Consider the following 24,167-nt stretch of genomic DNA (forward strand, 5'->3'; position numbering starts at 1 on the left):
GCGGGCAATAAAGCATCAAATTGTCATACCAGAGATTCAGCTTTTGTGATAAAATGCTTGGGTAAGGAGGGATATGTCATGAGAAAAACAATTGTAATGCTCCTCATGGTCCTGATTTTAAGCACCTCAGCGCTTTTTGCAATGGAGCACCAAGCGGTGAGCGTCAAAGTGGACGACTATTATATCACGGGTGAGGCACCCAATTATCTGATCGACGGACGCGTCTATGTCGTATCGAGATATTTTACCGAGACCCTCGGGGGTCAGCTATTCTGGAATGATGAGAAGCAGGTGGTCAGTGTACGGGATAGTGGACTGGCCGTGGATCTCTATATGGATTCATCGGAAGCTCATGTGAATGGAGAGAACCGATCTATTGACGCCGCTCCTTTCATCAGCAGGGGCCGGACTTACGTACCGCTCAGCTTCCTCACGAACCTTTACGGCTTCGAGACGAACTGGGATGCCGAAGAAGCAACAGTGACGATTGAAACGGATTTGAATTTAACCGCGGAGAAGAAATACCTCTCCGAAACCCCAGCCATCGATGAGGATGATCTTTACTGGCTCTCGAAAATCGTGCAGGTGGAGACCAACGGTAATTTCGATATGAAAATTGGTGTTGCGAATGTCGTGCTCAACCGGGTGAAGGATCCGCGTTTTCCTAGTACGGTGAAGGACGTGATTTTCGAGGTATCGGGAGGCTACGTACAGTTTCCACCGGCGCACAAGGCGAGTTTTGAAAATGTGCAGCCTTCGGCAGACTCGATAGAAGCTTCAAAGCGGGCGCTGCTCGGTGAGAACAATGTGGCGAACTGCCTGTACTTCAACCTGAAACCTTGGACACACATGAGCGACCGCCTGTACAAGGTCATCGACGGCGAATACTTCTACAAATAGGAGAAGGAAATGAAATTTGGACATATTGGAATCAAAGTACTCGATATCGAAAAGTCGCTGGTATTCTACCGCGATATTCTAGAGGCCAAGGTGCTGAAGGATTACCAGTACCCGGACAGCCGCCTCGTCTTCCTCGACGTCGGGGGCACAATCATCGAGCTCATCTACAGGGAGTCCAACGAACCACGTCATCCCGGTCCGATCGAACATATCGCCTTTAAGGTGGAAAAGCTGGACGAGAAAATCGAGATGCTCAAAAAAGCAGAAGTGCCACTACTGGGAGAGCCCCGGGTGGTGGGCAAAGCCAGGATCCAATTTTTCAGAGGTCCCAACGGCGAGCGATTTGAGTTTGTCGAGCGATACGAAGGATAATAAAACGGCTGATTCCCCATGGGGAGTCAGCCGTTTTTCGCTTACTTGTGGTGGACGACGCTGCGTCCGCTGTGCGATCCGTCGATCAGCGCTTCGAGTGCCGGAATGGCCTCCTCGAGGGTGAGGTGATTTACGTTCTCGGTAAGGTGTTCTGGACGCCAGTCCGAAGCCAGATGCTGCCAGATTCTCAGACGAGTCTCGTGGTCGCACTGGACGGAGTCGATACCGAACAAGGTGATCCCCCGCAGGATAAAGGGGTAGACGGAGGATTCAAACATGTCCCCGGCCACGTTACCGCAGGTAGTGACGGCGCCTCCGTAGGAAGCGATTTTTAGTGCGGTGGCCAGCGTGTTACCACCCGCTGTGTCGATGACGCCAGCGTAAAGTCCCTTGAGCATAGCCCGCCCGGACTGGTCATCGATGTCCTTGCGGTCGACAATCTCGTCGGCGCCCAGGTGCGTAAGGTGGTCAGCTTTGTCGGGTTTGCCCGTGGCGGCCGCGACGGTATAACCGAGCTTAGACAGGATCCCCACGGCGGTGGATCCTACGCCGCCGGTGGCACCGGTCACGAGGACCTTACCGTCTTCTGGTGAGACGGCCCTGCTGAGGGCATCGACGGATAGGGCCGCAGTGAAGCCGGCCGTACCGTACATCATGGTTTCCTCGAGGGTCAGTCCCTCGGGCTTTTTCACGATCCAGTCCCCGGGCACCGACACAAAGGCGCCGAGCCCTCCAGGCGTATTCATACCGAGATCATATCCCGTGACAATCACTTCATCGCCCTGCTGGAAGCGGTCGTCCGCTGAGCGTTCGACAACACCGGCAGCGTCGATACCGGGCTGATGGGGAAACTTTCGTGTGACGCCGCGGTTTCCCGTGGCGGAGAGGGCATCCTTGTAGTTGAGGCTCGAGACCTTCACCCTGATGAGGACGTCGTTCTCGGGAAGATCGCTGATCTGCCGCTCGACAATCTGTTTTTCATAAGTACCTTCATCGGTTTCAATGATATAAAGTGCACGATAGGTATCCATGGGTTCATCCTTTCCTTTCTCCTTTTGCTTGATGATTTAACGCCCGCACACTCGTAACTTCAGTCGTGAGTTAGGGCGTTTTTTCGCGCAGTATGCTCAATATTCCTTGTCGAGAAAACAGAACATATGTTACAATAATTGAAAGGTGATTTCATTAATTCTTGTGTTCAGTATACACCTGCAAAAGGTTTGGTGTCAAACCATTCAAAATCCTAGTTTTCTGCTATAATAGATGCAGAGGTGGTGCAAAGTGAAAGATCAGTTTATCGTATTCTATATCAGTCAAACGAAGAAAAAAATGATTCGATTTATAGAGGAAGAGCTAATGAACGCCGGACTAGGGGAGATGATTCCCACGCATGGAAACGTGCTGACGGTCCTTTACAATAATGGGGGAAAGCTCAAGATGAGCGAGATCGCCGAGTTGATCGGCAAGGACAAGTCGACGGTGACCTCCCTGGTGAACAAGCTGATGGACCTCGGTTACGTGAACAAACATAAAGACCCATCGGATCGACGGATCTCCTATATTCACCTGACGGACCAGGCGCGTGAGATCGAGGGGGCCTACCGCGACATTTCATCGGATGTCGTCAGGACGGCTTTCGAGGGCTTTGACGACGTGGAAAAGGAGCAGTTCCTCCGCTTGCTAAGCAAGATGAACCGCAATTTCGACTAGGCGGTGGCCGTTTGCATCCAGTCGATGAAGCGTCTGACCTCACCCCAGCTGTTCACCCGTGTGATCAGGGAATGTGCCTTTCCACGGTTGTAAGCGGTATCGAAGAGCAGGACCGGGATCCCACGGTCTGCCATGGCGATGGCCGTTTCGTAGCGGTCTTCGATAAAGAGGGTACATCCGAGCGCCAGTGCAGTGGGTACCTTGTCATGCGCCCCCAGCATATGTAGGGGGATGTTCGGGAGCCCGTGTTTCTCCAGCCAATGTTCCGTGGTGTGGCGGAGACCGGTCTCCCGTGCGGTGATATAGTGGCAGGTGTGTCGAAAGGAGAGGTGCTCTACCGTTTCGGGTGCGTAGGGTCTGGGTGTGTTGTTTGCGTGCAGTAGGTATTTGAAACTCTCGTAGAAGGATCGGTAGGCCATTCGGTCGACGCCAAAAGCCGTGTGGATGTCGTAGCAGTGGATGTCTTCGGGTCTTTTATCCTGTGCAAAGTATTGGTTCGCATAGGGTAGCCAGTCATAAGCACCTGTGATAGTGCCATCGATATCGATTCCAATGGTCATGCGTTTCATCTTGATCGCCTCCTTCGTCATAGATAGTTTACGAAAAATTTTTGAAATCCATATTTCCCTGCGGTAAAATCTCTGTTAAACTGAAGGTACTACCAAAGGAGGTACATGAATGAGCGAACATTGCCATTGCGGGCACGACCACGACCATGATCATAAACATGACGGTCATTGCCACTGTGAAGAAGATGTCACCACGATCACATTGACACTTGAATCGGGTGAGGATGTCGTGTGTGAGGTCCTCGACATTTTTGAGTTCGAGGAGCGCGAGTATATTTCTCTGGTTCCGGAGAATGAAGAAATCATCCTGATCTACGACTACGAGGAAGAGGGCGACGAGGTCATCGTCACTCGGGTTGAGGACGGCGAACGCTACGATGCGGTGCGTGCGGCCTACGAAGAGTTCCTTGATTATATGGACGAAGAAGAAGAGGAGGAAGCTTAGGCTTCCCCCTCTTTTTCTTTATAGCTTAGGAAATAGCATGCGCAAAGAGATGTGGATGAAATGAGAATAAGTAGTTGGCATCAGTAGAGAGGAAAGATAAACTGATACTATGAAAACAACTGTTGATGCCAAATACAGAATAAAAGATATCTTCAGGGATCACTTTGCAGACTTCTGGAAAGAAAATGCCCATAAGTTTCCAGAGTCGCAACGAGAGCAGATTCAATCTCAAGTGAAGAAGATGATCGAATGTGGAGATCCAAAAGGAGGGTATATCAAATATAAGTGTACCCATTGCGCCGAAGAAAAGATAATTGGATTCACCTGTAAAAGTAGGTTTTGTAATAGTTGTGGAAAGAGATATAGTGATGAATGGAGCGATAGGCAGCAGTCTAAACTGCTAGATGTGATCCATCGCCATTGTGTATTCACCATACCTGAGGAATTCAGAGCGCACTTTTTCTATAACAAGGACTGCTTAAAGGATTTGCAAGTCTTGGCGTGGGAAGTCGTTGAGGAAACCATCAACAGGGTGAATGGAAAAAATCGCGAAGCATATGACAGAAGAAAACGACGTAAGCAAAAAGGTTTACTGTGGCAAACTGGTATGATCAGCGTGGTTCATACCTTTGGTCGTGATTTAAAATACAATCCACATGTACATGCATTGATCCCAGAGATAAAGATGAAAGGCGATGAAATAGGTGAACTGAACTATTTCAACTACACGAGTTTTCGAAAGATCTGGCAATATAAGCTTATCCAATACATGATCAAGAAAAATCCCCATAAAAGTCGAGAGTACAGTGGCTATTTCAAACGATACAAAGACGGATTTTATGTTTATGCAGAGGGGAAAATGAAAAGTGCCAAGAAGAGCGCCCAGTATATTGGGCGCTACTTGGCACGACCAGCCATGGCAGAACACCGCATCATGGGGGTCACTGAGAGAGAAATCAGGTATTGGTATATTGATCATAAGAGCGAAAAACGAGAAGAGGTCACAGAAAGCATCCATACATTCATGGGCAAACTCGTTCAACATATCCCAATGAAAAATCAGAAGTTAGTCAGGCGCTATGGAATCTATTCAGGTAGAACTGCTTTGACGAGGAAAAGGATGTATGGTTTACAGCAATATATCAAAAGTGGCTACCAGCGGACCTATTATACAAACAAAAGCTGGTGGAATAAAAGAGCATCGAAAATGAGTTATCGCCAAAGACTCATTCAAAACTTTTCAAAAGATCCGATGCGTTGTAAGAAATGTAAGCATGTGATGGAATTATGGGAGATATGGCATCCGAAGTATGGATTGATTTATGATGTAACAGAGAATTGTCTTACTATACCATCGAGGAGTGAAGAGAAATGGATGAACGAGAATACACCATCCCATTCGGAGCAGATGCACCAGTTGAGTATGTTCAGTTTCGATGCAAACGTTGTGGCTATGAAGAAGGAATCGATGCAGATATCGTCTACGAAATGTCTACACCAGAAAACTGCGATGAAAAGGGGAAACCCACTGCACTGTGTGTCAAGTGCAATGGGCTTATGGTACCCATAGACTAAATGAATAGTCTAATCACCGTGTAGGTTTTGATTTATTGCCGCCGAAGGCGGTTTTGTTCTGGTGTGGCTATGCTAGCGGTAGAGCTTTTCGTCGTACTCCGCCAGCATTCGCTTGACATCAAAGGTATCTTTCGTGTCTCGGATGCTGGCCAGCATCATATTTCTCCATTTCTGGGGGGCATCATAATAAGTGGGTAGCACCTCACTCTCGACCACCGAGTAGAGGGCCTCGAGATCGTGGGCGTCGGCCTTTTTCTTGTCCTTGGACTCAAAGCCGTCACCGAACTGCCAACCATTGACGCCGTGGTCGCAGGCTTCCGGCCACCAGCCGTCGAGAATCGAACAGTTGAGGACACCATTCATGGCGGCTTTCATCCCCGAGGTACCGCTGGCTTCCATGGGGCGTCGCGGGTTGTTCAACCAGACATCGGCACCACGGGTGAGCATACGTCCGATTGTCATATCGTAATTTTCTAGGAAGACGACGCTCTGGGGGTACTTTTCCTGCATCTTGACCAGCCGGGCAACAATGGCCTTCCCCTCGCTATCGAGGGGGTGTGCTTTTCCGCTGAAAACGATTTGCAGGCGACCGGAGGAAAGCAGAGGAGCGATCCGCTTCTCATCGCGGAAGATCAGGTCGGAACGCTTGTAGGGGGCAGCGCGCCTTGCGAAACCGATGAGCAGGTGGTCTTCCTTGAGACGGATTCCCTTGCGCTTTTCGATGAAGTCGATGAGCGCTCGCTTGTTCTCCATGTGCAGGGTCCACAGGACGTCGGTAGAGACACTCTCGAGCATACGCTCGTCTACCCAAGTGGGTCTATGGATCGCATTGGTGATCGCCAGGATCGGATCTTTCTCCTCAACACTCTTCCACATCTCGTTCGCGGTTTTTCCATGGAGCTGCGCCACCGCATTGGCTTTTTTCGAAAGTCGCAGGGCCGCCTTCGTCATGCTAAAGGGTTTTTCTCCCATTCGTATCAGCCATTCATCGGGAAGTGTCTGCGTAGCACCGAGTGCCTTTAGATCGACCAGGGGGTGCACTTCGTTACCCGCGATAACGGGCGTATGGGTTGTGAAAACGACGCTCTCTCGCGTTTGTTCGGTGGCTTTCTCCAGCGATGCACCCGCTCGTCTCTTCTCTTCGATCAGTTCAAAGGCCGCGAAGAGGGCATGGCCTTCATTGAAATGATAGAGATCGACCTCGAGGCCCAGCGCCCTCAGCGCGCGCACGCCCCCGATGCCCAGAACGATCTCCTGGGCGATCCGGTTCTTGTAATCACCACCGTAGAGATGCTCGGTGATTTTGGCGAAGGGACCGTTGCCGAGCATATCGGCATCAAGCAGGTAGAGCGGCGCATTGCCGTAGGCCTCTTGCTTCCAAACCTTCAGGGTGATGGGATGGCCTTCGATGGTCACCTCCACCGTCTGTCCCGTATCGATCAGTTCATCGTGGTCCTGTTCCTCGTAGGTATCCACGGGATGACCATCTTTGATCCGTTGATCGGTGTAGCCCATTTGCCAGCGGATGCCGATGCCGACGATCGGATACCCGTGGTCTTTGGCCCCCTTCATGTAATCTCCCGCGAGGATGCCGAGCCCCCCTGCGTAATTCTTAAAGGCTACATCGAGACCGTATTCCATGCAGAAGTAAGCGATGCGTTTATCGGACATTGTTTTGACCTCCTTGGTCGGTACACACCAGGGGTGTGCCCGAAGGTACAGTGTGCGTCTTTCCGTAGACGACCAGGTTGAGGCTCTCTCCCTCCAGCAGCGTTAGCGTCGTGTCTGCCTTGGTGACCACAACATGAAGCAGGCGGTTGCGAAAGACGATACGGAAAGCGTAGCGATCCCATTGGGCGGGGATAAAGGGCCTGAGGTGCAGACGGTCATCCGTCACATGGAGCCCCCCGAAACCGTAGACGATGCTCATCCATGTACCTGCCATGGACGTGATATGCAGACCGTCTTCCGTATCGTTGTTGTAATTGTCGAGATCGAGTCTCGCGCTCCTCTGGTAGTGTTTGTACGCCTCGTCTTCATAGGAGAGATCGGCGGCGATGATCGAGTAGATGCAAGGGGAGAGGGAGGATTCGTGCACGGTCAGGGGTTCGTAGAAATCGTAATTTCTCTTTTTCGTATCGAGATCATACTGGTGCGAAAGGAAGAAGAGACCCTGGAGCACATCGGCTTGCTTGATGTAACAACTCCTCAGGATCCGGTCCCACGACCAATTCTGATTGAGGGGAAGATGCTCAGGCGCTAACTTATTGACCGGCGTGAGGTCTTTATCGAGAAAACCGTCCTGCTGGAGAAAAATGCCCCGCGTTTCGTCCACCGGATAATACATCTTATCGATGATCTGTCGGTAAGCGGTGCATTCGTCGGGCGTGATGTGCTTTTCATCTAGGTAACGGGTATAGCCGTCGCCGTCCCTTGTTTTGTACCGATCGAGGACTTCGAGCGTGTAGGTGAGACACCATGTGGCCATACGGTTCGTGTACCAGTTGTTGTTCACGTTGTTCTCGTACTCGTTTGGTCCGGTCACCCCGAGGATCATGTAAACATCTTTTTGCGGTACGTAGTTTACGCGGCTCCTCCAGAAACGGCTGATTTCTACCAACACATCGAGTCCTCTGGTGAACAGATAGGTGTCGTTCCCCGTGTACCTCTCGTAGTTGTAAATGGCATAAGCGATGGCGGCGTTACGGTGGATCTCCTCAAAGGTGATCTCCCATTCATTGTGGGATTCTTCCCCGTTCATGGTGACCATGGGGTAGAGGGCGCCCCCGAGCCCGAGCTTTCCAGCGTTCTCAACAGCTTTTTCCAGATGGTTGTGACGGTAGATCAGCAGGTTCTTTGCGACCTCCTCGCCACTGGTGCTCATATAGAAGGGCAGGCAGTAAGCCTCCGTGTCCCAATAGGTGCTCCCACCGTACTTTTCCCCGGTGAAGCCCTTGGGGCCGATGTTCAGCCGGGGATCGTCCCCGGTGTAGGTTTGCTTGAGGTGAAAAATGTTGAAGCGGATACCCTGCTGCGCCGCGACATCCCCGTCGATCAGGATATCTGCATGATCCCAGATTTCCTCCCACTTCTCTATTTGTTCTTTGCGCAGGGTCTCGAGACCGAGCTGCACGCTCTCCTTTGAGAGTTGACGTGCCCTGGGGACGAGGTCCTCGGGAGCCGTGTATCGGCTGTTGGTCACGGTGATGGTTTTGGTGATGGTCAGGTGGTCACCAGTCTTTAGTGTCGTGTGGATGGCCTGTCCCACCAGAAGGTGCTCATCGATGACCCGGTCTGCGTGGAGTGTCGTGGCGTTCTTCACAAACCCCGTATGCTGGGCTGTCGTGACCTGGAAGGCCGTTTTCTTGGTCTCAAGGGTGAGGTGACAGAAGGTATCCGATGCTGATTGATCGATCGGTCGCCAGAAGTACTCATCGTAATTGGCATCCTGATTGCGCACCTCACCATCGAGCAGAGAAGTGGCATCCAGTTCCGCTTGGCCATCGAGGACCTCGATGCGATAGGCGACGACGACTGTCTCGAGGCGCTTCATATGGGTGAAACGCTCGGCGTCGATCTTCAGGCGTGCGCCATCGATCGTGACCTCAAAGCTCCTCGTCAGAAGACCGCGCTGCATATCGAGGACCCTGGAAAACCGCTCGGGTCGATGCCGGTGCAAGTCGAGGACCTCGTTGTTCACACGGATGTCAAGCCTTAAAAAATCAGCGCTGTTGAGGACCTTGGCAAAATACTCAGGATAACCGTTCTTCCACCAACCGACGCGCGTTTTATCGGGGTAGTAGACGCCGGCAATGTACGTGCCCTTCAGGCTCTTCCCCGAATAGGATTCTTCAAAATTTCCCCTAAGACCCAAGTAGCCGTTTCCCAGGCTGGTGAGACTCTCGTAAATCTCATTGGTTTCGGGATGGTAGCCTTCCTCGATTATTCTCCAGGGGTCTAATGCTACGTATTGTCGCATGATGATCACCTTTCTTTTCTCGAATTTCTTTCATTATATCAGACGCATACCCTAAGGTCTGCCGAAACCAACGGAGCAAGGGTACTTTGTCAGGCTACACAAAGCAGTTGTTCCTTCTTGTCAGTTCTCACTATTCAAAGGACGGTTCCCCGTCGGATATAATCAAGGTACATGAAAGAGAGCATGACCGATGAACTTCCCGAGTCCTGAAGGAGCTGATTTTCTGTGAACGAAAGAAAGTATGGTGCGTGTCTATTCGATCTCGACGGTGTGTTGGTAGACACGGCCAAATACCACTATTTAGCCTGGAAACGATTGGCCGACGAACTCGGTATTCCTTTTGATGAAGCAGATAATGAGCGTCTCAAGGGCGTCAGTCGGATGGCTTCACTCGAGATTATCTTGAGTCTGGGTGACGTATCGCTCAGTGATGAAAAGAAATTAGAACTGGCGACGAAGAAAAACGAATGGTATCGCGCGTACATCTTGACGATGGATCCATCGGAAATCCTTCCCGGCGCCCTAGAGCTCTTGGAAACTCTGCGAGATCGTGGCATCAAGTTGGCCCTCGGTTCGGCGAGTAAAAATGCGCCGACGATTCTTGAGGTGACAGGTCTCGCTCCCTACTTTGATGCCGTTGTCGACGGCAACAGCGTCTCCAAAGCAAAACCGGATCCAGAGGTATTCTTGATCGGGGCCCGGTCCCTGGGCGTGCCTCCAGGGCGATGTGTGGTCTTCGAAGACGCTATCGCAGGTATCGAGGCGGCGAAAAATGCCGGCATGCTGGCCATTGGCGTCGGTGATGCCAAGACGCTTACCGAGGCAGATCACGTGGTGGAGAACCTCATCGATTTTCCCTTGGATCGCTTCTTGCGATAATACGGCGTAGATTCAGACGCATGTGGTGACCCTCCACTCGTTGTGCTCCTCTCCCAGGTTTCCGGGAGAAGGGGCTTTTCTTTTTGGGGACGTCGAGCTGTGGTAAAATAAAAGCAAAGAGGTGGTTGTTTGATGTGGAAACGGTTGGGCCTTGTGGCCCTTTTGATAGGGATCCTCCCCCTTGCCTTCGGTTGCGGTGCAGGTGAGGATCCTGTGGCAGGTCCCTATGATGAACGGTTGGCGGCACTTTTTCCTGAGAAACCCTATACATGGACCTACACGGGGGATGCTGATTACTACCAAGAGGCGTCGATCATCAGCGTGCGGGAGACGAAATCGGAAAAAATCGTTGAGGTGGCGGGGGAGGTCAAGAACGATAACCCGCGATTAGCCGACCTGGACTTCGGGACGGAGACGCATTTTCGCATCCTACAGGATCGGATTGTCATGACAGATCACAGCCCACGGTCCCTCCGCTCTCCCTTTGAGGAGAAGATTCTGCTCATGACACCACTGGTGGCCGGCACGAGTTGGGAGCAGACGGTCACGATCGACGGAAAGCGACACACCCTGCAGGGGACGCTACTCGATGTAACCGAAACGGAGGAAGGAATGCGCTACCGCGTGCGCCATGCAACCGGTGATCAGAGTTACCATGAGATGACCGAAATGGTTGAGGGCGAGGGGATCGTGTCCTTCCGACGCCGGTTCGAGCACGATGGGGCGGCTTATGAGGAGGGATACGATCACTACAAGGCCAAGGCAACGCATTTCGTCCGCCGCTTGTTGATCGGAGAAAAGTATACGCGCGTTTACGCCGCCGAGGCGGTCACCGGCGAGGGAATCGACCTCGTCGTAGACTACAATCGGCATTTTGCGGATTATGCCCTGGGACGTGAGACGTCGCTTGAAGAGGTCCTGACCAAAGATTCACCACTGCGAGAAGTATTCACGTCCTTCGATAAGCCCGGGTCCCTCGAACTAGAAACCCTGCGGATCCTAGTAGACGAGAGGTACGTGAACAATTGGTACATCACAGCCGAAGAACGGTGGTTGATCAACGGCTCATCGGCCGTGGATCGCCTGCGCTATACGTTTAAACCGACGGAGGACGGGTGGCGACTGCACACCTACGAGAGGGTGGGGACCGATGAAGCGTCATAGCGTGCGGTGGATCGGTTTGGCCCTGATTGTTTTTTTGACGGTCCTGGCTCCTGTGGTCTATTGGATCGGACAGTCCCATTTAGGGACGGAGGCTGCCATGCAAGCTACCTACTGGACGGTGGATCGTGTGGAGCGACTGGAGGATTGGTTGATGAACCGGGAGATCCGCTTCCGGGAGTTCTCTCATTTTTTCGACTACGACGATTTTGAAAAGACTGCCGTCCAGCGGACGATGAATCCCTACCTCCGACGTTTGAGCAGCCAGTTCTACAAGACCTATTTTGCAGACACAGAGGGTGTTTTTTACTCGAGCGATAGCTGGATTCCTTCCCCGGACTACGACCCCAGGGAACGCAATTGGTATCAAAAGGCTGTGGAGGTGGGGAGCGTTGTGTACGTCTCTCCCTATATCGATGCCGATACCATGGAGTATGTTGTCAGTTTTGTTGTACCTGTGTACAGGGGACGTCAACTGATGGGGGTTCTGGGGGTAGATCTGCCCACCTACGCGATCGATACCCTGCTCATCGATACCGATGCGTCGTACCTCATGACAGATGAAGCCGGGTTCGTCATGGCCTCTCCCCTGCCGGGTGCCAAGCAGGAGGCGCTTTCTGAGCAACTGCCCCAGGCGATTATCCACGTGCTCGATGGACAGCCAGTCTATTATGATCGTCCCACGCGCCAGTTTTACTTGAGACAAGGGATCGCAGATACCGGTTGGTCTCTGTACGCGGTGATCGAGAGCGCGCGTCTCAACACGGATTACGCCACTGATCGGCGGGTCCTGATGATCGGCATTGTCCTTGTCTATCTACTTCTGGTCATGGGGATTTGGAAGGTGATGCGGGAAGCCCTCCTTGCGATTGGTGCCCACGCCACCTGTTCGCAGCGGGTGGCGCGGCTCTCTGCTGAGCGTGATAAGGAAGGGCTCAACAAGCAAAATGCCGATGCTTTTCTCCTGCGTCTGGCAGATGACCTGGATACACAGAGGAGCCAGTTTAGTCGCCTGGTCGATGAAGAACCGCTCGATCGCGATCGGTTCAATGAGATGTTCGAGCTGCTTGGAGACCGGATCACGCTGCTCAGGGAACTCCCAGAAAAGGATCTCGAGCGGGTACCGGAGTTCAACCGGCGTTGTATCTTGCGCAATGTAGCCGACGATCTCAAGAAGTGGTTGCTGCTCAACTATCATTTGCGCGAAGACCAGATCGACAATGCCATTGCCCCGGATGTAGTGGCCATATTGGATGATTATTTGGTCAGACGGTTCTTCTTGCACTTCACCCAGCGTTTGTTTATCGAGGGCTCGGTGGAATCGATTCGCATGCAGATGGAACACCATATGATCAAATTTCATTTCGCGCTGGCGGGTTCACCCAAGGCATTAGCAGAAGAAACGAGTTATGAAGAGAGTCTCGGGGTAAGTATCATCTATGAGGAGGCAACGCACACCATTGATGTGCGGATCCCGGTCCTTTATCAGGACTGGAAAGCGTTAGAGACAGAGGGAGAGGTCGATGAAGAGCAAAAGCGCTCTTTGGACGACCGTGTGACGCTGATCACCGATGATCCGCAGACGGCTCTACTTCTCGAGAGTATTTTCAGACGTTTGCAGATTCACTTGCATTGGTCTGAAGAACCGCGAGAACAAGACGAAATTCTTTTGGTCGACGAGTCGATGGCGGGAGAATGGATCCATGAGCCTGGGGGAAAATTCGTGATCATGCTCCGGGACCAGGAAGGGCGACGAAGCGATGAGTTGGTTTTGACGAAGCCCTATACCTTTCAAAAGGTTGTCGATCTTCTCTCTTTGTACAAACAGGCTAAGACCTTGGAGGAATCAGAATGAGAAAGCGATTCGAAGCACAACGAGATTACTATCAAAGTGGATTGACGCGACCTGTGACCACGAGAAGGAGACATCTCAAGGCCCTCTCGGATGCCATCGATCGATTCGAAGACCAAATCCTCGAGGCCCTGTATACAGACCTCGGGAAGTCAGATCTAGAAGGGTACGGGACGGAAATTTCCCTGGTCAAAGAGGAAATCGATCTGGCCCTCAAGGGAGTGGAGCGCTGGATGGAGCCGGAGAAAAAGGCTGTCCCAGCGATGCACCGACCGGGACGTGCGAGGGTCATCAAAGAACCCAAGGGAAACGTCCTCATCCTGTCTCCCTGGAACTACCCTTTTCAGCTGATGATCGCGCCTTTGGTCGGAGCGATCGCCGCCGGCAATGTGGCCATGCTCAAGCCTTCGGAGTATGCGCCGGCCACTGCCGGGGTGATGGTTGAGCTGATCGAGGAGACCTTTGACGAGACCCACGTGACCGTAGTGACGGGTGGACGGGAAGTGGCAGAGGAGTTACTGACCTTTCCTTTTGATCATATTTTTTTCACCGGGAGCACCCCGGTGGGCAAGTCGGTCATGAAGGCGGCGGCAGAACACCTGGCTTCGGTTACCTTGGAACTGGGCGGCAAGAGTCCCACGATCGTCGACGCAACGGCCGACCTGACCTCAGCGGCCAGGCGCATCGCCTTGGGTAAGTTTATCAATGCGGGGCAAACTTGTATCGCTCCCGATTATGTGATGGTAGATGAACGGGTGGAACAGGAATTTCTCCGGGCTTTGATCCAGGCCACGGACCGTTACTACGGGCCGAAGGCGCGTGCGAAGGGAGACTACCCCAAGATCATCAATGACAAGCACCTGGAGCGACTGCGTAAACTGATCGATCCCGACCAAGTGATCTACGGCGGTCAGGTGGATGAGGAAACGAACCAAATGCTCCCCACGATTCTCACGGGGGTGACCTTTGAGGATCCTGTGATGGAGGAGGAAATCTTCGGGCCGATCTTGCCCGTGATCAGCTATAGCAAAAAACTGGCTCTTTTTGATGCCTTGCGGGATATGCCCAATCCCCTCGCCTTGTACGTCTTTTCGGAAGATGATGACTTTGTCGAGTGGATCACGACCAGCTTACCCTTTGGCGGAGGCTGTATCAATGATACCCTGACGCACGTGGCGCTGGCAGATCTGCCCTTCGGCGGAGCCGGAAGCAGTGGGATCGGCCGCTATCACGGCAAGGCCAGTTTCGACGAGATGAGCAGGTCGAAGGGTTTGTTCGAAAAGACATCTCGGTTGGATCTGCCGGTAAAATACCCGCCCTACACCCGCGGAAAATTTCGCATCTTGAAGAAGGTGATGAAGTGAAGGGGCAACAGAGGGTGTACGACTACCCGATCCTAGAGGTCATCAAGGAACGCTGGTCCGCCAGGGCCTTCCGTGATCAGGATGTGGCCGAGGCGACATTACGCGCCTGTTTGGAAGCTGCGCGCTACGCACCGAGTTGTTACAACGAACAACCGTGGCGGTACATGATCCCCGGGGATGAAGAGGAACTCGAGCTCCTAAGAGGATTTCTCTACAAGGGCAACCGCTCCTGGGCGGATCGCGCGCCACTGCTCCTATTGATCTTAGCGAAAAAGACCTTTGCCCGAAACGGCAAGGACAACCGCTTTCACGCCTTCGATGCCGGCACGAGCTTCGGATTCTTTGCCCTGCAGGCGACGGCCCTCGGTCTGATCGCACACCCGATGGCCGGTTTCAAGAGGAAGACGGCTGCCGAAAAACTCCAGATACCCGAGGATTACGAGGTGCTGTGTATGGTGGCCGTGGGCTACCATGGCGACGTGGACCTGCTACCCCCCGAACACGCGGAGGAAGAATATCCGAACACACGCATGCCGATCGATGAGATCATCTTGAACGTAAAAAAGTGGCTCTCCGAATAGGAGGCCACTTTTATCGTGGGGTCTGTAAAAGCAAAAGGGGTGCTAGTCGAAGCTCCCTGCGTAGCCGACGCGGTTGCGGCCCTTTTCCTTGGCCTTGTACAGACCGAGGTCCGCATAGTGCACCAGTTCCTCGAAATGCTTGCCGTCGTCGGGGTAGAAGGCCATCCCCATGGAGATGGTGAAATGGGGGTCTTCTGTTTTCGAAATGGTCATGCGGAATCGTTCGGCAGTGCGGTAGGCGGAGCGTTTGTCGATCTTGGGCAGGATGATAATGAACTCATCCCCCCCGTAGCGGCCGATCACATCGCCATCGCGCATTTCTTTTTTTAGCATCGTCACGAGTTGGCGGAGCACCTTGTCGCCCAGAATGTGGCCGTAGTAGTCATTGAGATTCTTGAAGTGATCGATATCGAAAATCAAGAGGCAGAAGGAGTCGCCGGTTTTCTGAGCGATCAGTTCATCGGCCACAGCGGCTATACCCTGTCTCGTGAGGGCCTTGGTCAGTGCATCCGTCCTGTTGATCTCGGCCATCTTTTCCTTCTGCATTTCATAGTGAAGGGTGCGCTTTCGCGCCTCCATGTTCACGGCGCGATCGTAGGAATCCTTGATCTCCGTCACCTCCCGCATCATCTCCTCATGTCTGTGAATGTGGTAGTTGAGCAGTTTGAAGGCTGCGAAGAGACCGATGATGATCAGCGTGAGGTCGGCCACGAGCTGATAATCCCGTAAAGCGGGAAGCCCGTAGAAAAGCGCGGGGACGATGTAGAGGGCATGGTTTTCTTTAAAGAAAGCCTGGCTTCTGTATACGAAGAAGGTGGAAAGCGTCCAGAGCACAGGCAGGGCAAGGGTAGCCGTGTCTACAATCATGGGCAGAAGCGATCTGTAAAAGAGCAGGTTGACACCGCTCAACAGAAGCGAAGCCGATAGGACCCAACCGAGACCCTGGTCTTTGGATTCGAAGTAGGGCAGGAGCAGCTGGATGAGAAAAAAAGTCATGAGCCCGATGCGCATGAGATGCATGGGCGCCTGCGGATAAATCAAATCACCCAACCAGAAGTGCAAGAAGATCACGAGAAAACCGATAGCGTAGCGATTCTTTTCATCGCGGGTGAAAAAGCGCTCCACGAGCAAGGCGCCGGAACCGACGGCCAGATAGATTAAGATGAGTCCTTCAGCGATGAGACGTCCGGTCATGTAGATGTCCTCCTTTCGTCTATTTTACCACAATGGTGGGGGCTTGACACTTTGACAGATGAGAATACGTTTATTATAATATGAAGGATCGAAACAAAAGGGAAATAAGCGACCGATACCACTCACCAGTCCGTAGGGCCGGCACAACATCGATCCGGTCTTAACGAGGAGAAGGAGGAAGCACATGCGAGCGTACATCAAAGATATTTACCGCGATCGCGAGCGATTCGGGGGGCAAGAGGTGACGGTTTCCGGCTGGATCCGCACCTTGCGTGCCAGCAATAAATTCGGTTTTATCGAGCTCAACGACGGAACATTTTTCGAGACCATCCAGGTGGTCCTGGCCGTGGAAGAGCTCGATAATTTCGAGGAGGTGGCCAAGTACCCCATCGCCTCGGCCATTCACGTGACGGGCGAACTCGTCATGACACCGGATGCCAAACAACCCTTCGAGATCAAGGCGACACATGTGGAGCTAGAGGGGTTATCCGATAACGACTACCCCCTGCAAAAGAAGCGGCACACCTTCGAGTATATGCGCAGCATCGCGCACCTGCGTCCAAGGGCGAATACATTTAACGCTGTTTTTCGCGTGCGCAGCGTGGCGGCTTTCGCCATCCACCAGTTTTTCCAAGAGCGCGGTTTCGTGTACGTCCATACCCCCATCATCACGGGTGCCGATGCCGAGGGTGCCGGGGAGATGTTCCGCGTAACGACGCTCGATATCGACAACCCGCCGCGCGACGACGAGGGTAAGGTTGACAACCGGCAGGACTTCTTCGGTAAAGAGACGAACCTGACGGTCTCAGGTCAGCTGAACGTGGAGAACTTTGCCCAGGCCTATCGTAATGTCTATACCTTTGGACCCACCTTCCGTGCCGAGAACTCCAACACAGCGCGTCACGCGGCGGAATTTTGGATGATCGAACCGGAGATCGCCTTTGCCGATCTGGCCGATGATATGGATCTGGCGGAGCATATGATGAAGTTTCTGATCCAGCGGGTCATGGACGAGTGCCCGGAAGAGATTGATTTCTTCAACGCGCGCATCGACAAGGGCCTACGCGCCCGTCTCGAGCACGTCCTGAGCTCTGATTTCGTGCGGATCACGTACACCGAGGCCATCGAACGCCTCCAGGCGAGCGGAGAGAATTTTGAGTTCCCCGTCTCTTGGGGCATGGACCTGCAGACAGAACACGAGCGCTATCTGACCGAGAAGATCTTCTCCGCCCCCGTGTTCGTAACCGACTACCCGAAGGAAATCAAAGCCTTCTACATGCGTCTGAACGACGATGAGAAGACGGTTGCGGCGATGGACCTGCTCGTCCCCGGCGTAGGTGAGATTATCGGCGGTAGCCAGCGTGAGGAGCGCTATGATGTGCTCCTGGAGAAGATCCGGGCCATGGGACTCGACGAAGAGGACTACTGGTGGTATCTCGAGCTACGCAAGTATGGGACGACCAAGCACGCGGGTTTTGGACTCGGCTTCGAACGCGCGATCATGTACCTCACGGGAATGACCAACATCCGTGACGTGATTCCCTTCCCGAGGACCGTGAACAAAGCAGAATTTTAAAGAGAAGACACTCTCCGATCGAAAGGATCAGGGAGTGTCTTTGTTTTCCATGCTCACGTCGCTGATGGATTCGATCATCTGGAGCTCGCTGATCATGGAATCCGATTCGAAGGAGCGGGGTGGGCGGATAGTGAGGTCGAGAGAGAGCCCCTCCTCGTGTTCGTGCATATCGAGTTTTGCGATGGTCACCTGGTGTTCGCCGATCACCGAGGTAATCTTGGCGAGTTGTCCGGGCTTTGACTCTGTTTCAATGTAGAGATGGGTCAAATGTTTTTTGGATAGAAACGCTCTCTCGATCTTGCTGAAAATGGCCAGCGTGAACCATACCACCAAGGTCGTCGAGATGGCCAGATCGTAGTAACCCGCGCCGGAAGCCAGTCCGATGATGGCCACAGCCCAGAGACTGGCTGCAGTGGTCAGTCCCCTGACGCTGGCACCTTCCTTCAGGATCGTACCCGCACCCAGAAAACCGATCCCGGAGACCACGGCGGCGGCGATACGAGATAGGTCGGTGGACCCCACACCGCCCATGTTATTGAAGAGCCGGATATTGATGAGGATGGCCAGTGCAGAACCGGTGCTGACCAAGATGTGCGTGCGGAGACCCGCTGGACGGTTCAAACTCTCCCGCTCTGTTCCGATGATCCCGCCGAGCAAAGCGGCTAAGAGGAGACGTGCGATGAGATTCATGTCAAATTGCATGATAATCACAACCTTTGTTTACATTGATACCATCTTTTGTGAAAAAAAATCAATATTTTGACGCGGGGGTTAACGCTTGCCGCATCTTGTTGTACAATTAGTGGGGAAACATAGTCAGAAATTTGTAGAGTCAGAGAGGGGATGGATGGTTTTGAAGAAAATTTTGATTACCGGTGCCCTGGGCCAGATCGGCACAGAGCTTACCAAAAAATATCGCGATCGCTTTGGTGTGGAGAATGTGGTATCCAGCAACATCCGGATGCACGAAGGGTGTGAACTCGAGTGCGAGGAACCCTTTGAAGTGCTCGATGTTACGGATTACGAGCAGTTCAAAGCTGTCGTGGAAAAGTATGACATCGGAACGGTCATTCACTTGGCAGCGATTTTATCCGCCACAGGAGAGAAGAATCCTCAGCTGTTGTGGGATGTGAACATGAATGGTCTTTACAACTGCCTCGAGATCGCACGTCTGCACGATTTGAAGGTCTTCGTGCCCAGTTCCATCGCGGCCTTTGGACCAGATACACCGAAGGTGGATACACCGCAGGATACCCTACAACGACCCAACACCATCTATGGGGTCTCCAAGGTAAGCGGTGAGCTCCTGTGCGATTACTACTACACAAAATACGGTGTGGATGTGCGCGGGGTCCGGTATCCAGGACTGATCTCCAACACAGCACTACCGGGCGGGGGCACGACGGATTATGCCGTGCACATCTATTATGACGCGCTGCGCAAGGGAAGCTTCGAGTGCAACCTCGATCAAGATACGCGCATGGACATGATGTACATGCCCGACGCCGTAAACGCCGTGCTCCAGCTGATGGACGCCGATGCTGAGAAGTTGATCCACAGAAATGCTTTCAACATCACGGCCATGAGCTTTACACCGGAGGAGATCGCCGCCTCGATCAAGAAGTTCATCCCTGATTTCACGATTACGTATCAAGTGGATCCTGAGAAGCAGGCCATTGCCAATTCCTGGCCGGACAAACTCGATGATCACTGCGCAAGAGAAGAATGGGGATTTGATCCGGTTTACGATCTGGATAAGATGACCGCTGATATGCTGGAAAAACTCAAGGCGAAAGGTATTTAGACGAAAAAGACAACCGAAGGGGGGAAACACTATGACGACCAAGCCGTTGCAATTGAAACTGGAAGGACCGCTGCCGGAAAAGCCCGCGTTTATCGAGGGAATCCGACGCGCACCCAAGCGCGAGCTGACGCTGAACGACCGGGAGATCACACTGGCCATCGAGAATGCCCTGCGCTATATCCCGGAGGAACACCATGAGGTGATGGCCGCGGAGTTCTACGAGGAACTCGTGACCATGGGCCGTATCTACGGTTACCGCTTCCGTCCCGTTGGCCGGATCGTTGGTGGGCCGATCGAAACCTACGTGGGCCAGACCATCGAGGCGAAGGCCATCCAGGTGATGATCGACAATAACCTGGACTTCGATATCGCGTTGTATCCCTATGAACTGGTGACCTACGGTGAGACCGGACAGGTCTGCCAGAACTGGATGCAGTACCAACTGATCAAGATGTATCTCGAGGTGATGACGCAAGACCAGACGCTCGTGGTCATGAGCGGTCATCCCCTGGGCTTATTCAAGAGTCACGCATCGGCCCCCAGGGCCATCATCACCAACGGTCTGATGATCGGTATGTACGACAACCAAGCGGATTGGCATCGTGCGGCGGCACTGGGTGTGGCCAACTACGGTCAAATGACCGCAGGGGGCTGGATGTACATCGGGCCCCAGGGCATCGTCCACGGCACTTTCAACACGGTACTCAACGCCGGACGCCTGAAATTGGGGGTCAAGGAGGAAGAGGATCTAGGTGGGGTGCTTTACGTGACAAGCGGACTCGGCGGCATGAGCGGCGCCCAGGGCAAGGCGATCAAGATCGCCAATGGCGTGGGCATCATTGCCGAGGTCGATCACTCGCGGGTGATGACCCGGTACGAGCAGGGATGGATCGACTCGTATCATGACGATCCCGAAGCCTGTTTTGCGGAGGCCCAGGCCTACATGGACAAAAAAGAGGGTCGCGCCATCGGATTCCACGGGAACGTGGTGGACCTGCTCGAATACGCGGTAGACCATGGGGTGGAGATCCCCTTGCTCTCTGACCAAACCTCCTGCCACGCGCCCTATGACGGTGGCTACTGTCCCCAGGGCCTCACCTTCGACGAGCGGACCAAGCTCCTCGCTGAAGACAAGGCGGCCTTCGGCGAGCGTGTGGACGAGAGTTTGAAGCGGCATTTCGAGTTGATCAAAACCCTGTCGGAACGCGGCTCATATTTCTTCGATTACGGGAACAGCTTCATGAAGGCGATTTACGATGCCGGCGCCAAAGAAATCGCAAAAAATGGCGTGGATGAGAGCGAAGGCTTCATCTACCCATCTTACGTGGAAGATATCATGGGTCCCATGCTCTTCGACTACGGCTATGGCCCTTTCCGCTGGGTGTGTCTCTCGGGGAAAGAAGAGGATCTCAAGAAGACGGACCAGGCGGCGATGAAGGTCATCGATCCCAACCGCCGAGGCCAGGATCGCGATAATTATATCTGGGTGCGTGATGCTTTCGAGAACAAACTCGTGGTCGGTACCCAGGCGCGTATCCTCTACCAAGATGCCTTGGGCCGAAGGGATATCGCCCTGGAGTTCAATCGCATGGTGGGGGCGGGAGAGGTCGGACCGATTATGCTCGGACGTGATCACCACGATACAGGTGGCACGGATTCCCCCTTCAGGGAGACGGCCAATATCAAGGACGGTTCAAATGTGATGGCCGAGATGGCCACGCAGTGCTTCGCCGGAAACGCCGCACGTGGTATGACCATGGTGGCCCTCCACAACGGTGGTGGTGTGGGCATCGGCAAATCCATTAACGGTGGTTTCGGCCTGGTGCTCGATGGCTCCGAACGAGTGGGTGACATCATCCGCGCGGCAGTACCGTGGGATACCATGGTGGGCGTGTCGCGACGCGCATGGGCCCAGAACGAACATGCGGTGGAAACATCGCGCGCTTACAATGAACTGGGTGCAGAGAACCACGTAACGATTCCTTACAAGACGGACACGTCGCTCGTGAGCCGAATTATCGAGAAGAAGAGGGGAGAATTATGATGAAACAGATTATCCAGTGTGTACCGAACTTCAGTGAAGGTAGAGATCGTGATAAGATCGAGAAAATTATCGATGCCTTTCGTGGCAAGGAGGGGGTAAAGCTCCTCGATTACAGCTCCGATGCGGACCACAACCGAACGGTGGTCACGCTGGTGGGAGAGGCCGAGGCTCTCGAGAACACCGTGCTCGAGGCCATGCGACGGGCTTTTGAACTCATCGACCTTCGAAAGCACGTGGGGCAGCATCCCCGCATGGGTGCCACGGATGTGGTGCCCTTCATCCCCATCGAGAACGCTACGACGGAAGATTGCGTGGCCCTTTCCAAGCGCGTGGCACAGCGTGCGCACGAAGAAATCGGCATCCCGGTCTTCCTCTATGAGGAATCAGCCACTGCAACCCACAGGAAGAATCTCGCTAAGCTTCGTAAGGGACAGTTCGAAGGCATGGCCGAGAAAATCCAAGATCCCCAGTGGGCCCCGGATTTTGGCGAGGCAGTGCACCCTTCGGCCGGAATCACGGCCATCGGCGCCCGGATGCCCCTGGTCGCATTCAACGTGATTCTCGGGACCCACGATCTGACCATCGCCGATAAGATTGCCCGTTCCGTCCGCCATCTCTCTGGTGGATTGAGATACTGCAAGGCCATCGGCATCGAGATGGAGGAACGACAGATCGTACAGGTGTCCATGAACATGACCAACTATGAAAAGACACCTCTCTACCGCGTGATGGAGCTCATTCGCATCGAGGCCAGACGTTACGGTGTATCGGTGGTGGGCTCTGAGGTCATCGGTCTCGTCCCTATGGCGGCGCTCGTGCAGACGGCCGAGTATTACCTCGGTATCGAAAACTTCAAAATCGACCAGGTGCTCGAGAAGAGGATGATGGAATCGTGAGCCTGCTCATTCGAAACGCTGCCCAGATTGCGACCCCCACAGGGAACGCCGGTGTAGCGGGCAAGGCCATGGGCTCCCTCGCCACGTATGAGAACCATAGTATCCTCATCGAGGAGGGACTGATCGTGGCCATTGCCCCTCACGAGGAGCTAGAGGGGCGCGTGGGGCCATCGACAGAGGTGATCGATGCAAGGGGAAAATGCGTCCTCCCCGGATTCGTGGATTCACACACCCACCTGGTCTTCGGAGGCTACCGCGAGGAGGAATACGACTGGCGCCTTCGCGGCCTCAGCTACATGGAAATCATGAGACGCGGTGGGGGGATCGTGAACTCCACCGAGGGCACGCGAAAGGCATCAGAAGAAACACTTTACCGTGATGCACGCGAGCGTCTCAACCGGATGCTTCGTTTCGGCGTCACGACGGTTGAGGCCAAAAGCGGTTACGGTTTGGACCTCGATACGGAGATGAAGCAGCTTCGTGTGGCCAAGGCGGTCGATGACGCGCACCCCGTGGAAGTTGTCCGCACCTTTCTCGGGGCCCATGCCCGTCCGGCGGACCGCAAGGACGACCCCGACGGCTTCATCGACTACATGAACGACGAGGTGCTTCCAGCGGTAGCGGAGTCGGGTCTGGCCGAGTTCGTGGATATCTTTTGTGAGGAAGGTGTTTTCGACAAGAGCCAATCGAGACGACATCTCGAGCGAGCGAAGGCACTGGGATTCAAGCTCAAGATGCATGCTGATGAGATTGTTCCCCTCGGCGGTGCAGAATTGGCCGCTGAGATGGGCTGTGTCAGTGCGGACCACCTGCTACAGATTTCCGATGCGGGCGTAGAGGCTTTGATCGAACGTTCTGTGGTGGCCACATTACTTCCCCTCACGGCCTTCAGTCTGAAGGAACCCTATGCACGGGGACGGTACATGATTGATCGCGGGGCCAAGGTGGCCCTGGCTACGGATTTTAATCCCGGTAGCTGTCATTCTGAGTCGATCCCCCTGCTGGTGGCACTCGCTACCCTGTACATGAATATGACAACGGAGGAGACGATCACAGCGTTAACGCTCAACGGGGCGGCCGCGCTTGATCGTGCCGATCGGATCGGGAGCATCGAGGTGGGTAAGGAAGCGGATTTGATCCTTCTGCGCTACCCCAACTACCACTTCTTGCCTTATCATTTTGGTGTGAATACGGTGGAGCGTGTGATCAAGGCCGGCAAGCTGGTCATCGATGATCGCGATCAATCACCGCTCGAGAGTTAGAAGG

At 53.6% G+C, this 24,167-nt stretch carries 21 protein-coding genes; 15 read left to right on the plus strand and 6 right to left on the minus strand.

The window, feature by feature from the left end; translation table 11 throughout:
• Positions 1-78 precede the first annotated feature (78 nt).
• Both ACULM0_RS13245 and ACULM0_RS13250 read left to right on the plus strand, forming a co-directional pair.
• Positions 79-900, plus strand: coding sequence for a stalk domain-containing protein (locus tag ACULM0_RS13245; protein ID WP_463678016.1), 822 nt, complete (start codon positions 79-81; stop codon positions 898-900).
• Between the two features lie 9 nt (positions 901-909).
• Positions 910-1,272: a VOC family protein gene (locus ACULM0_RS13250; RefSeq protein WP_463678017.1), complete on the plus strand. Its 363-nt coding sequence runs from the start codon at positions 910-912 to the stop codon at positions 1,270-1,272.
• Positions 1,273-1,313: 41 nt separating this feature from the next.
• On the opposite strand, the gene ACULM0_RS13255 is transcribed toward ACULM0_RS13250, so the two are convergent.
• Positions 1,314-2,303 carry a YhdH/YhfP family quinone oxidoreductase gene (locus ACULM0_RS13255; protein WP_463678018.1) on the minus strand — a complete coding sequence of 330 codons (990 nt, stop codon included), beginning with the start codon at positions 2,301-2,303 and terminating at the stop codon, positions 1,314-1,316.
• 250 nt (positions 2,304-2,553) lie between these two features.
• Between ACULM0_RS13255 and ACULM0_RS13260 the strand changes: the two genes are divergently transcribed.
• Positions 2,554-2,982: a MarR family winged helix-turn-helix transcriptional regulator gene (locus tag ACULM0_RS13260; RefSeq protein ID WP_463678019.1), complete on the plus strand. Its 429-nt coding sequence runs from the start codon at positions 2,554-2,556 to the stop codon at positions 2,980-2,982.
• Here the strand turns inward: ACULM0_RS13260 and ACULM0_RS13265 are convergent.
• Positions 2,979-3,551, minus strand: a complete 573-nt coding sequence (locus ACULM0_RS13265; protein WP_463678020.1) for a 5' nucleotidase, NT5C type — start codon at positions 3,549-3,551, stop codon at positions 2,979-2,981. The genes ACULM0_RS13260 and ACULM0_RS13265 overlap by 4 nt on opposite strands.
• A 109-nt stretch (positions 3,552-3,660) precedes the next feature.
• Here ACULM0_RS13265 and ACULM0_RS13270 point away from each other — a divergent pair, with 109 nt between their 5' ends.
• Together ACULM0_RS13270 and ACULM0_RS13275 are read left to right on the plus strand one after the other, a co-directional pair.
• Positions 3,661-3,996 (plus strand): DUF1292 domain-containing protein, encoded by a 336-nt coding sequence (locus tag ACULM0_RS13270; RefSeq protein ID WP_463678021.1) that lies wholly within the window; start codon positions 3,661-3,663, stop codon positions 3,994-3,996.
• A gap of 109 nt (positions 3,997-4,105) precedes the next feature.
• Entirely contained in the window at positions 4,106-5,566 is a 1,461-nt protein-coding gene (locus ACULM0_RS13275) for an IS91 family transposase (protein ID WP_463677354.1), read from the plus strand.
• A gap of 77 nt (positions 5,567-5,643) precedes the next feature.
• Here the strand turns inward: ACULM0_RS13275 and glgP are convergent, their stop codons facing one another.
• Together glgP and ACULM0_RS13285 are read right to left on the minus strand one after the other, a co-directional pair.
• Positions 5,644-7,242, minus strand: coding sequence for an alpha-glucan family phosphorylase (gene glgP / locus ACULM0_RS13280; protein WP_463678022.1), 1,599 nt, complete (start codon positions 7,240-7,242; stop codon positions 5,644-5,646).
• Complete coding sequence (locus tag ACULM0_RS13285) at positions 7,232-9,550, minus strand: family 65 glycosyl hydrolase domain-containing protein (RefSeq protein ID WP_463678023.1); 2,319 nt, start codon at positions 9,548-9,550, stop codon at positions 7,232-7,234. The genes glgP and ACULM0_RS13285 overlap by 11 nt, the downstream gene beginning before the upstream one ends.
• A 225-nt stretch (positions 9,551-9,775) precedes the next feature.
• On the opposite strand from ACULM0_RS13285, the gene pgmB reads away from it, so the two are divergent.
• The 5 genes from pgmB to ACULM0_RS13310 all read left to right on the plus strand — a co-directional run bounded on the left by pgmB (position 9,776) and on the right by ACULM0_RS13310 (position 15,387).
• On the plus strand, positions 9,776-10,429 hold the full coding sequence (pgmB, locus tag ACULM0_RS13290) for a beta-phosphoglucomutase (RefSeq protein WP_463678024.1): 654 nt from the start codon (positions 9,776-9,778) through the stop codon (positions 10,427-10,429).
• 132 nt (positions 10,430-10,561) lie between these two features.
• A complete protein-coding gene (locus tag ACULM0_RS13295) occupies positions 10,562-11,593 on the plus strand; it encodes a hypothetical protein (RefSeq protein ID WP_463678025.1) in 1,032 nt (343 codons plus the stop codon).
• Entirely contained in the window at positions 11,580-13,445 is a 1,866-nt protein-coding gene (locus ACULM0_RS13300; protein ID WP_463678026.1) for a cache domain-containing protein, read from the plus strand. Before ACULM0_RS13295 ends, ACULM0_RS13300 begins: the two co-directional genes overlap by 14 nt.
• Positions 13,442-14,806, plus strand: coding sequence for an aldehyde dehydrogenase (locus ACULM0_RS13305; RefSeq protein WP_463678027.1), 1,365 nt, complete (start codon positions 13,442-13,444; stop codon positions 14,804-14,806). The genes ACULM0_RS13300 and ACULM0_RS13305 overlap by 4 nt, the downstream gene beginning before the upstream one ends.
• Positions 14,803-15,387, plus strand: coding sequence for a nitroreductase family protein (locus ACULM0_RS13310; protein WP_463678028.1), 585 nt, complete (start codon positions 14,803-14,805; stop codon positions 15,385-15,387). The genes ACULM0_RS13305 and ACULM0_RS13310 overlap by 4 nt, the downstream gene beginning before the upstream one ends.
• 42 nt (positions 15,388-15,429) lie before the next feature.
• Here ACULM0_RS13310 and ACULM0_RS13315 read toward each other — a convergent pair whose 3' ends face one another.
• Positions 15,430-16,581, minus strand: coding sequence for a GGDEF domain-containing protein (locus ACULM0_RS13315; RefSeq protein WP_463678029.1), 1,152 nt, complete (start codon positions 16,579-16,581; stop codon positions 15,430-15,432).
• Between the two features lie 184 nt (positions 16,582-16,765).
• Here ACULM0_RS13315 and asnS point away from each other — a divergent pair, with 184 nt between their 5' ends.
• Positions 16,766-18,157 carry an asparagine--tRNA ligase gene (gene asnS / locus ACULM0_RS13320; RefSeq protein ID WP_463678030.1) on the plus strand — a complete coding sequence of 464 codons (1,392 nt, stop codon included), beginning with the start codon at positions 16,766-16,768 and terminating at the stop codon, positions 18,155-18,157.
• A gap of 27 nt (positions 18,158-18,184) precedes the next feature.
• Here the strand turns inward: asnS and ACULM0_RS13325 are convergent, their stop codons facing one another.
• Positions 18,185-18,859, minus strand: a complete 675-nt coding sequence (locus ACULM0_RS13325) for an MgtC/SapB family protein (RefSeq protein ID WP_463678031.1) — start codon at positions 18,857-18,859, stop codon at positions 18,185-18,187.
• 145 nt (positions 18,860-19,004) lie between these two features.
• Between ACULM0_RS13325 and ACULM0_RS13330 the strand changes: the two genes are divergently transcribed.
• From ACULM0_RS13330 to hutI, 4 genes are read left to right on the plus strand one after another with little or no spacing between them, the layout of a single operon-like run.
• Positions 19,005-19,961 (plus strand): L-threonine 3-dehydrogenase, encoded by a 957-nt coding sequence (locus tag ACULM0_RS13330; protein ID WP_463678032.1) that lies wholly within the window; start codon positions 19,005-19,007, stop codon positions 19,959-19,961.
• Between the two features lie 31 nt (positions 19,962-19,992).
• Positions 19,993-22,005, plus strand: coding sequence for a urocanate hydratase (locus ACULM0_RS13335; RefSeq protein WP_463678033.1), 2,013 nt, complete (start codon positions 19,993-19,995; stop codon positions 22,003-22,005).
• Positions 22,005-22,901, plus strand: coding sequence for a glutamate formimidoyltransferase (gene ftcD, locus ACULM0_RS13340; RefSeq protein ID WP_463679888.1), 897 nt, complete (start codon positions 22,005-22,007; stop codon positions 22,899-22,901). The genes ACULM0_RS13335 and ftcD overlap by 1 nt, the downstream gene beginning before the upstream one ends.
• Complete coding sequence (gene hutI, locus ACULM0_RS13345) at positions 22,898-24,163, plus strand: imidazolonepropionase (protein WP_463678034.1); 1,266 nt, start codon at positions 22,898-22,900, stop codon at positions 24,161-24,163. Before ftcD ends, hutI begins: the two co-directional genes overlap by 4 nt.
• Positions 24,164-24,167 lie beyond the last annotated feature (4 nt).

This window comes from Halotolerantifilum yawarlongkerapense (genome assembly GCF_054506745.1).

Excerpts from the sequence above, each read along its gene's own strand:
- ACULM0_RS13250 (WP_463678017.1), top strand. The coding sequence starts at position 910 with ATGAAATTTGGACATATTGGAATCAAAGTACTCGATATCGAAAAGTCG.
- ftcD (WP_463679888.1), top strand. The coding sequence starts at position 22,005 with ATGAAACAGATTATCCAGTGTGTACCGAACTTCAGTGAAGGTAGAGAT.
- ACULM0_RS13295 (WP_463678025.1), top strand. The coding sequence starts at position 10,562 with ATGTGGAAACGGTTGGGCCTTGTGGCCCTTTTGATAGGGATCCTCCCC.
- ACULM0_RS13265 (WP_463678020.1), bottom strand. The coding sequence starts at position 3,551 with ATGAAACGCATGACCATTGGAATCGATATCGATGGCACTATCACAGGT.
- ACULM0_RS13245 (WP_463678016.1), top strand. The coding sequence starts at position 79 with ATGAGAAAAACAATTGTAATGCTCCTCATGGTCCTGATTTTAAGCACC.
- ACULM0_RS13305 (WP_463678027.1), top strand. The coding sequence starts at position 13,442 with ATGAGAAAGCGATTCGAAGCACAACGAGATTACTATCAAAGTGGATTG.
- ACULM0_RS13275 (WP_463677354.1), top strand. The coding sequence starts at position 4,106 with ATGAAAACAACTGTTGATGCCAAATACAGAATAAAAGATATCTTCAGG.
- ACULM0_RS13285 (WP_463678023.1), bottom strand. The coding sequence starts at position 9,550 with ATGCGACAATACGTAGCATTAGACCCCTGGAGAATAATCGAGGAAGGC.
- ACULM0_RS13335 (WP_463678033.1), top strand. The coding sequence starts at position 19,993 with ATGACGACCAAGCCGTTGCAATTGAAACTGGAAGGACCGCTGCCGGAA.
- glgP (WP_463678022.1), bottom strand. The coding sequence starts at position 7,242 with ATGTCCGATAAACGCATCGCTTACTTCTGCATGGAATACGGTCTCGAT.
- ACULM0_RS13300 (WP_463678026.1), top strand. The coding sequence starts at position 11,580 with ATGAAGCGTCATAGCGTGCGGTGGATCGGTTTGGCCCTGATTGTTTTT.
- asnS (WP_463678030.1), top strand. The coding sequence starts at position 16,766 with ATGCGAGCGTACATCAAAGATATTTACCGCGATCGCGAGCGATTCGGG.
- ACULM0_RS13255 (WP_463678018.1), bottom strand. The coding sequence starts at position 2,303 with ATGGATACCTATCGTGCACTTTATATCATTGAAACCGATGAAGGTACT.
- ACULM0_RS13325 (WP_463678031.1), bottom strand. The coding sequence starts at position 18,859 with ATGCAATTTGACATGAATCTCATCGCACGTCTCCTCTTAGCCGCTTTG.
- ACULM0_RS13315 (WP_463678029.1), bottom strand. The coding sequence starts at position 16,581 with ATGACCGGACGTCTCATCGCTGAAGGACTCATCTTAATCTATCTGGCC.
- ACULM0_RS13330 (WP_463678032.1), top strand. The coding sequence starts at position 19,005 with ATGGTTTTGAAGAAAATTTTGATTACCGGTGCCCTGGGCCAGATCGGC.
- ACULM0_RS13270 (WP_463678021.1), top strand. The coding sequence starts at position 3,661 with ATGAGCGAACATTGCCATTGCGGGCACGACCACGACCATGATCATAAA.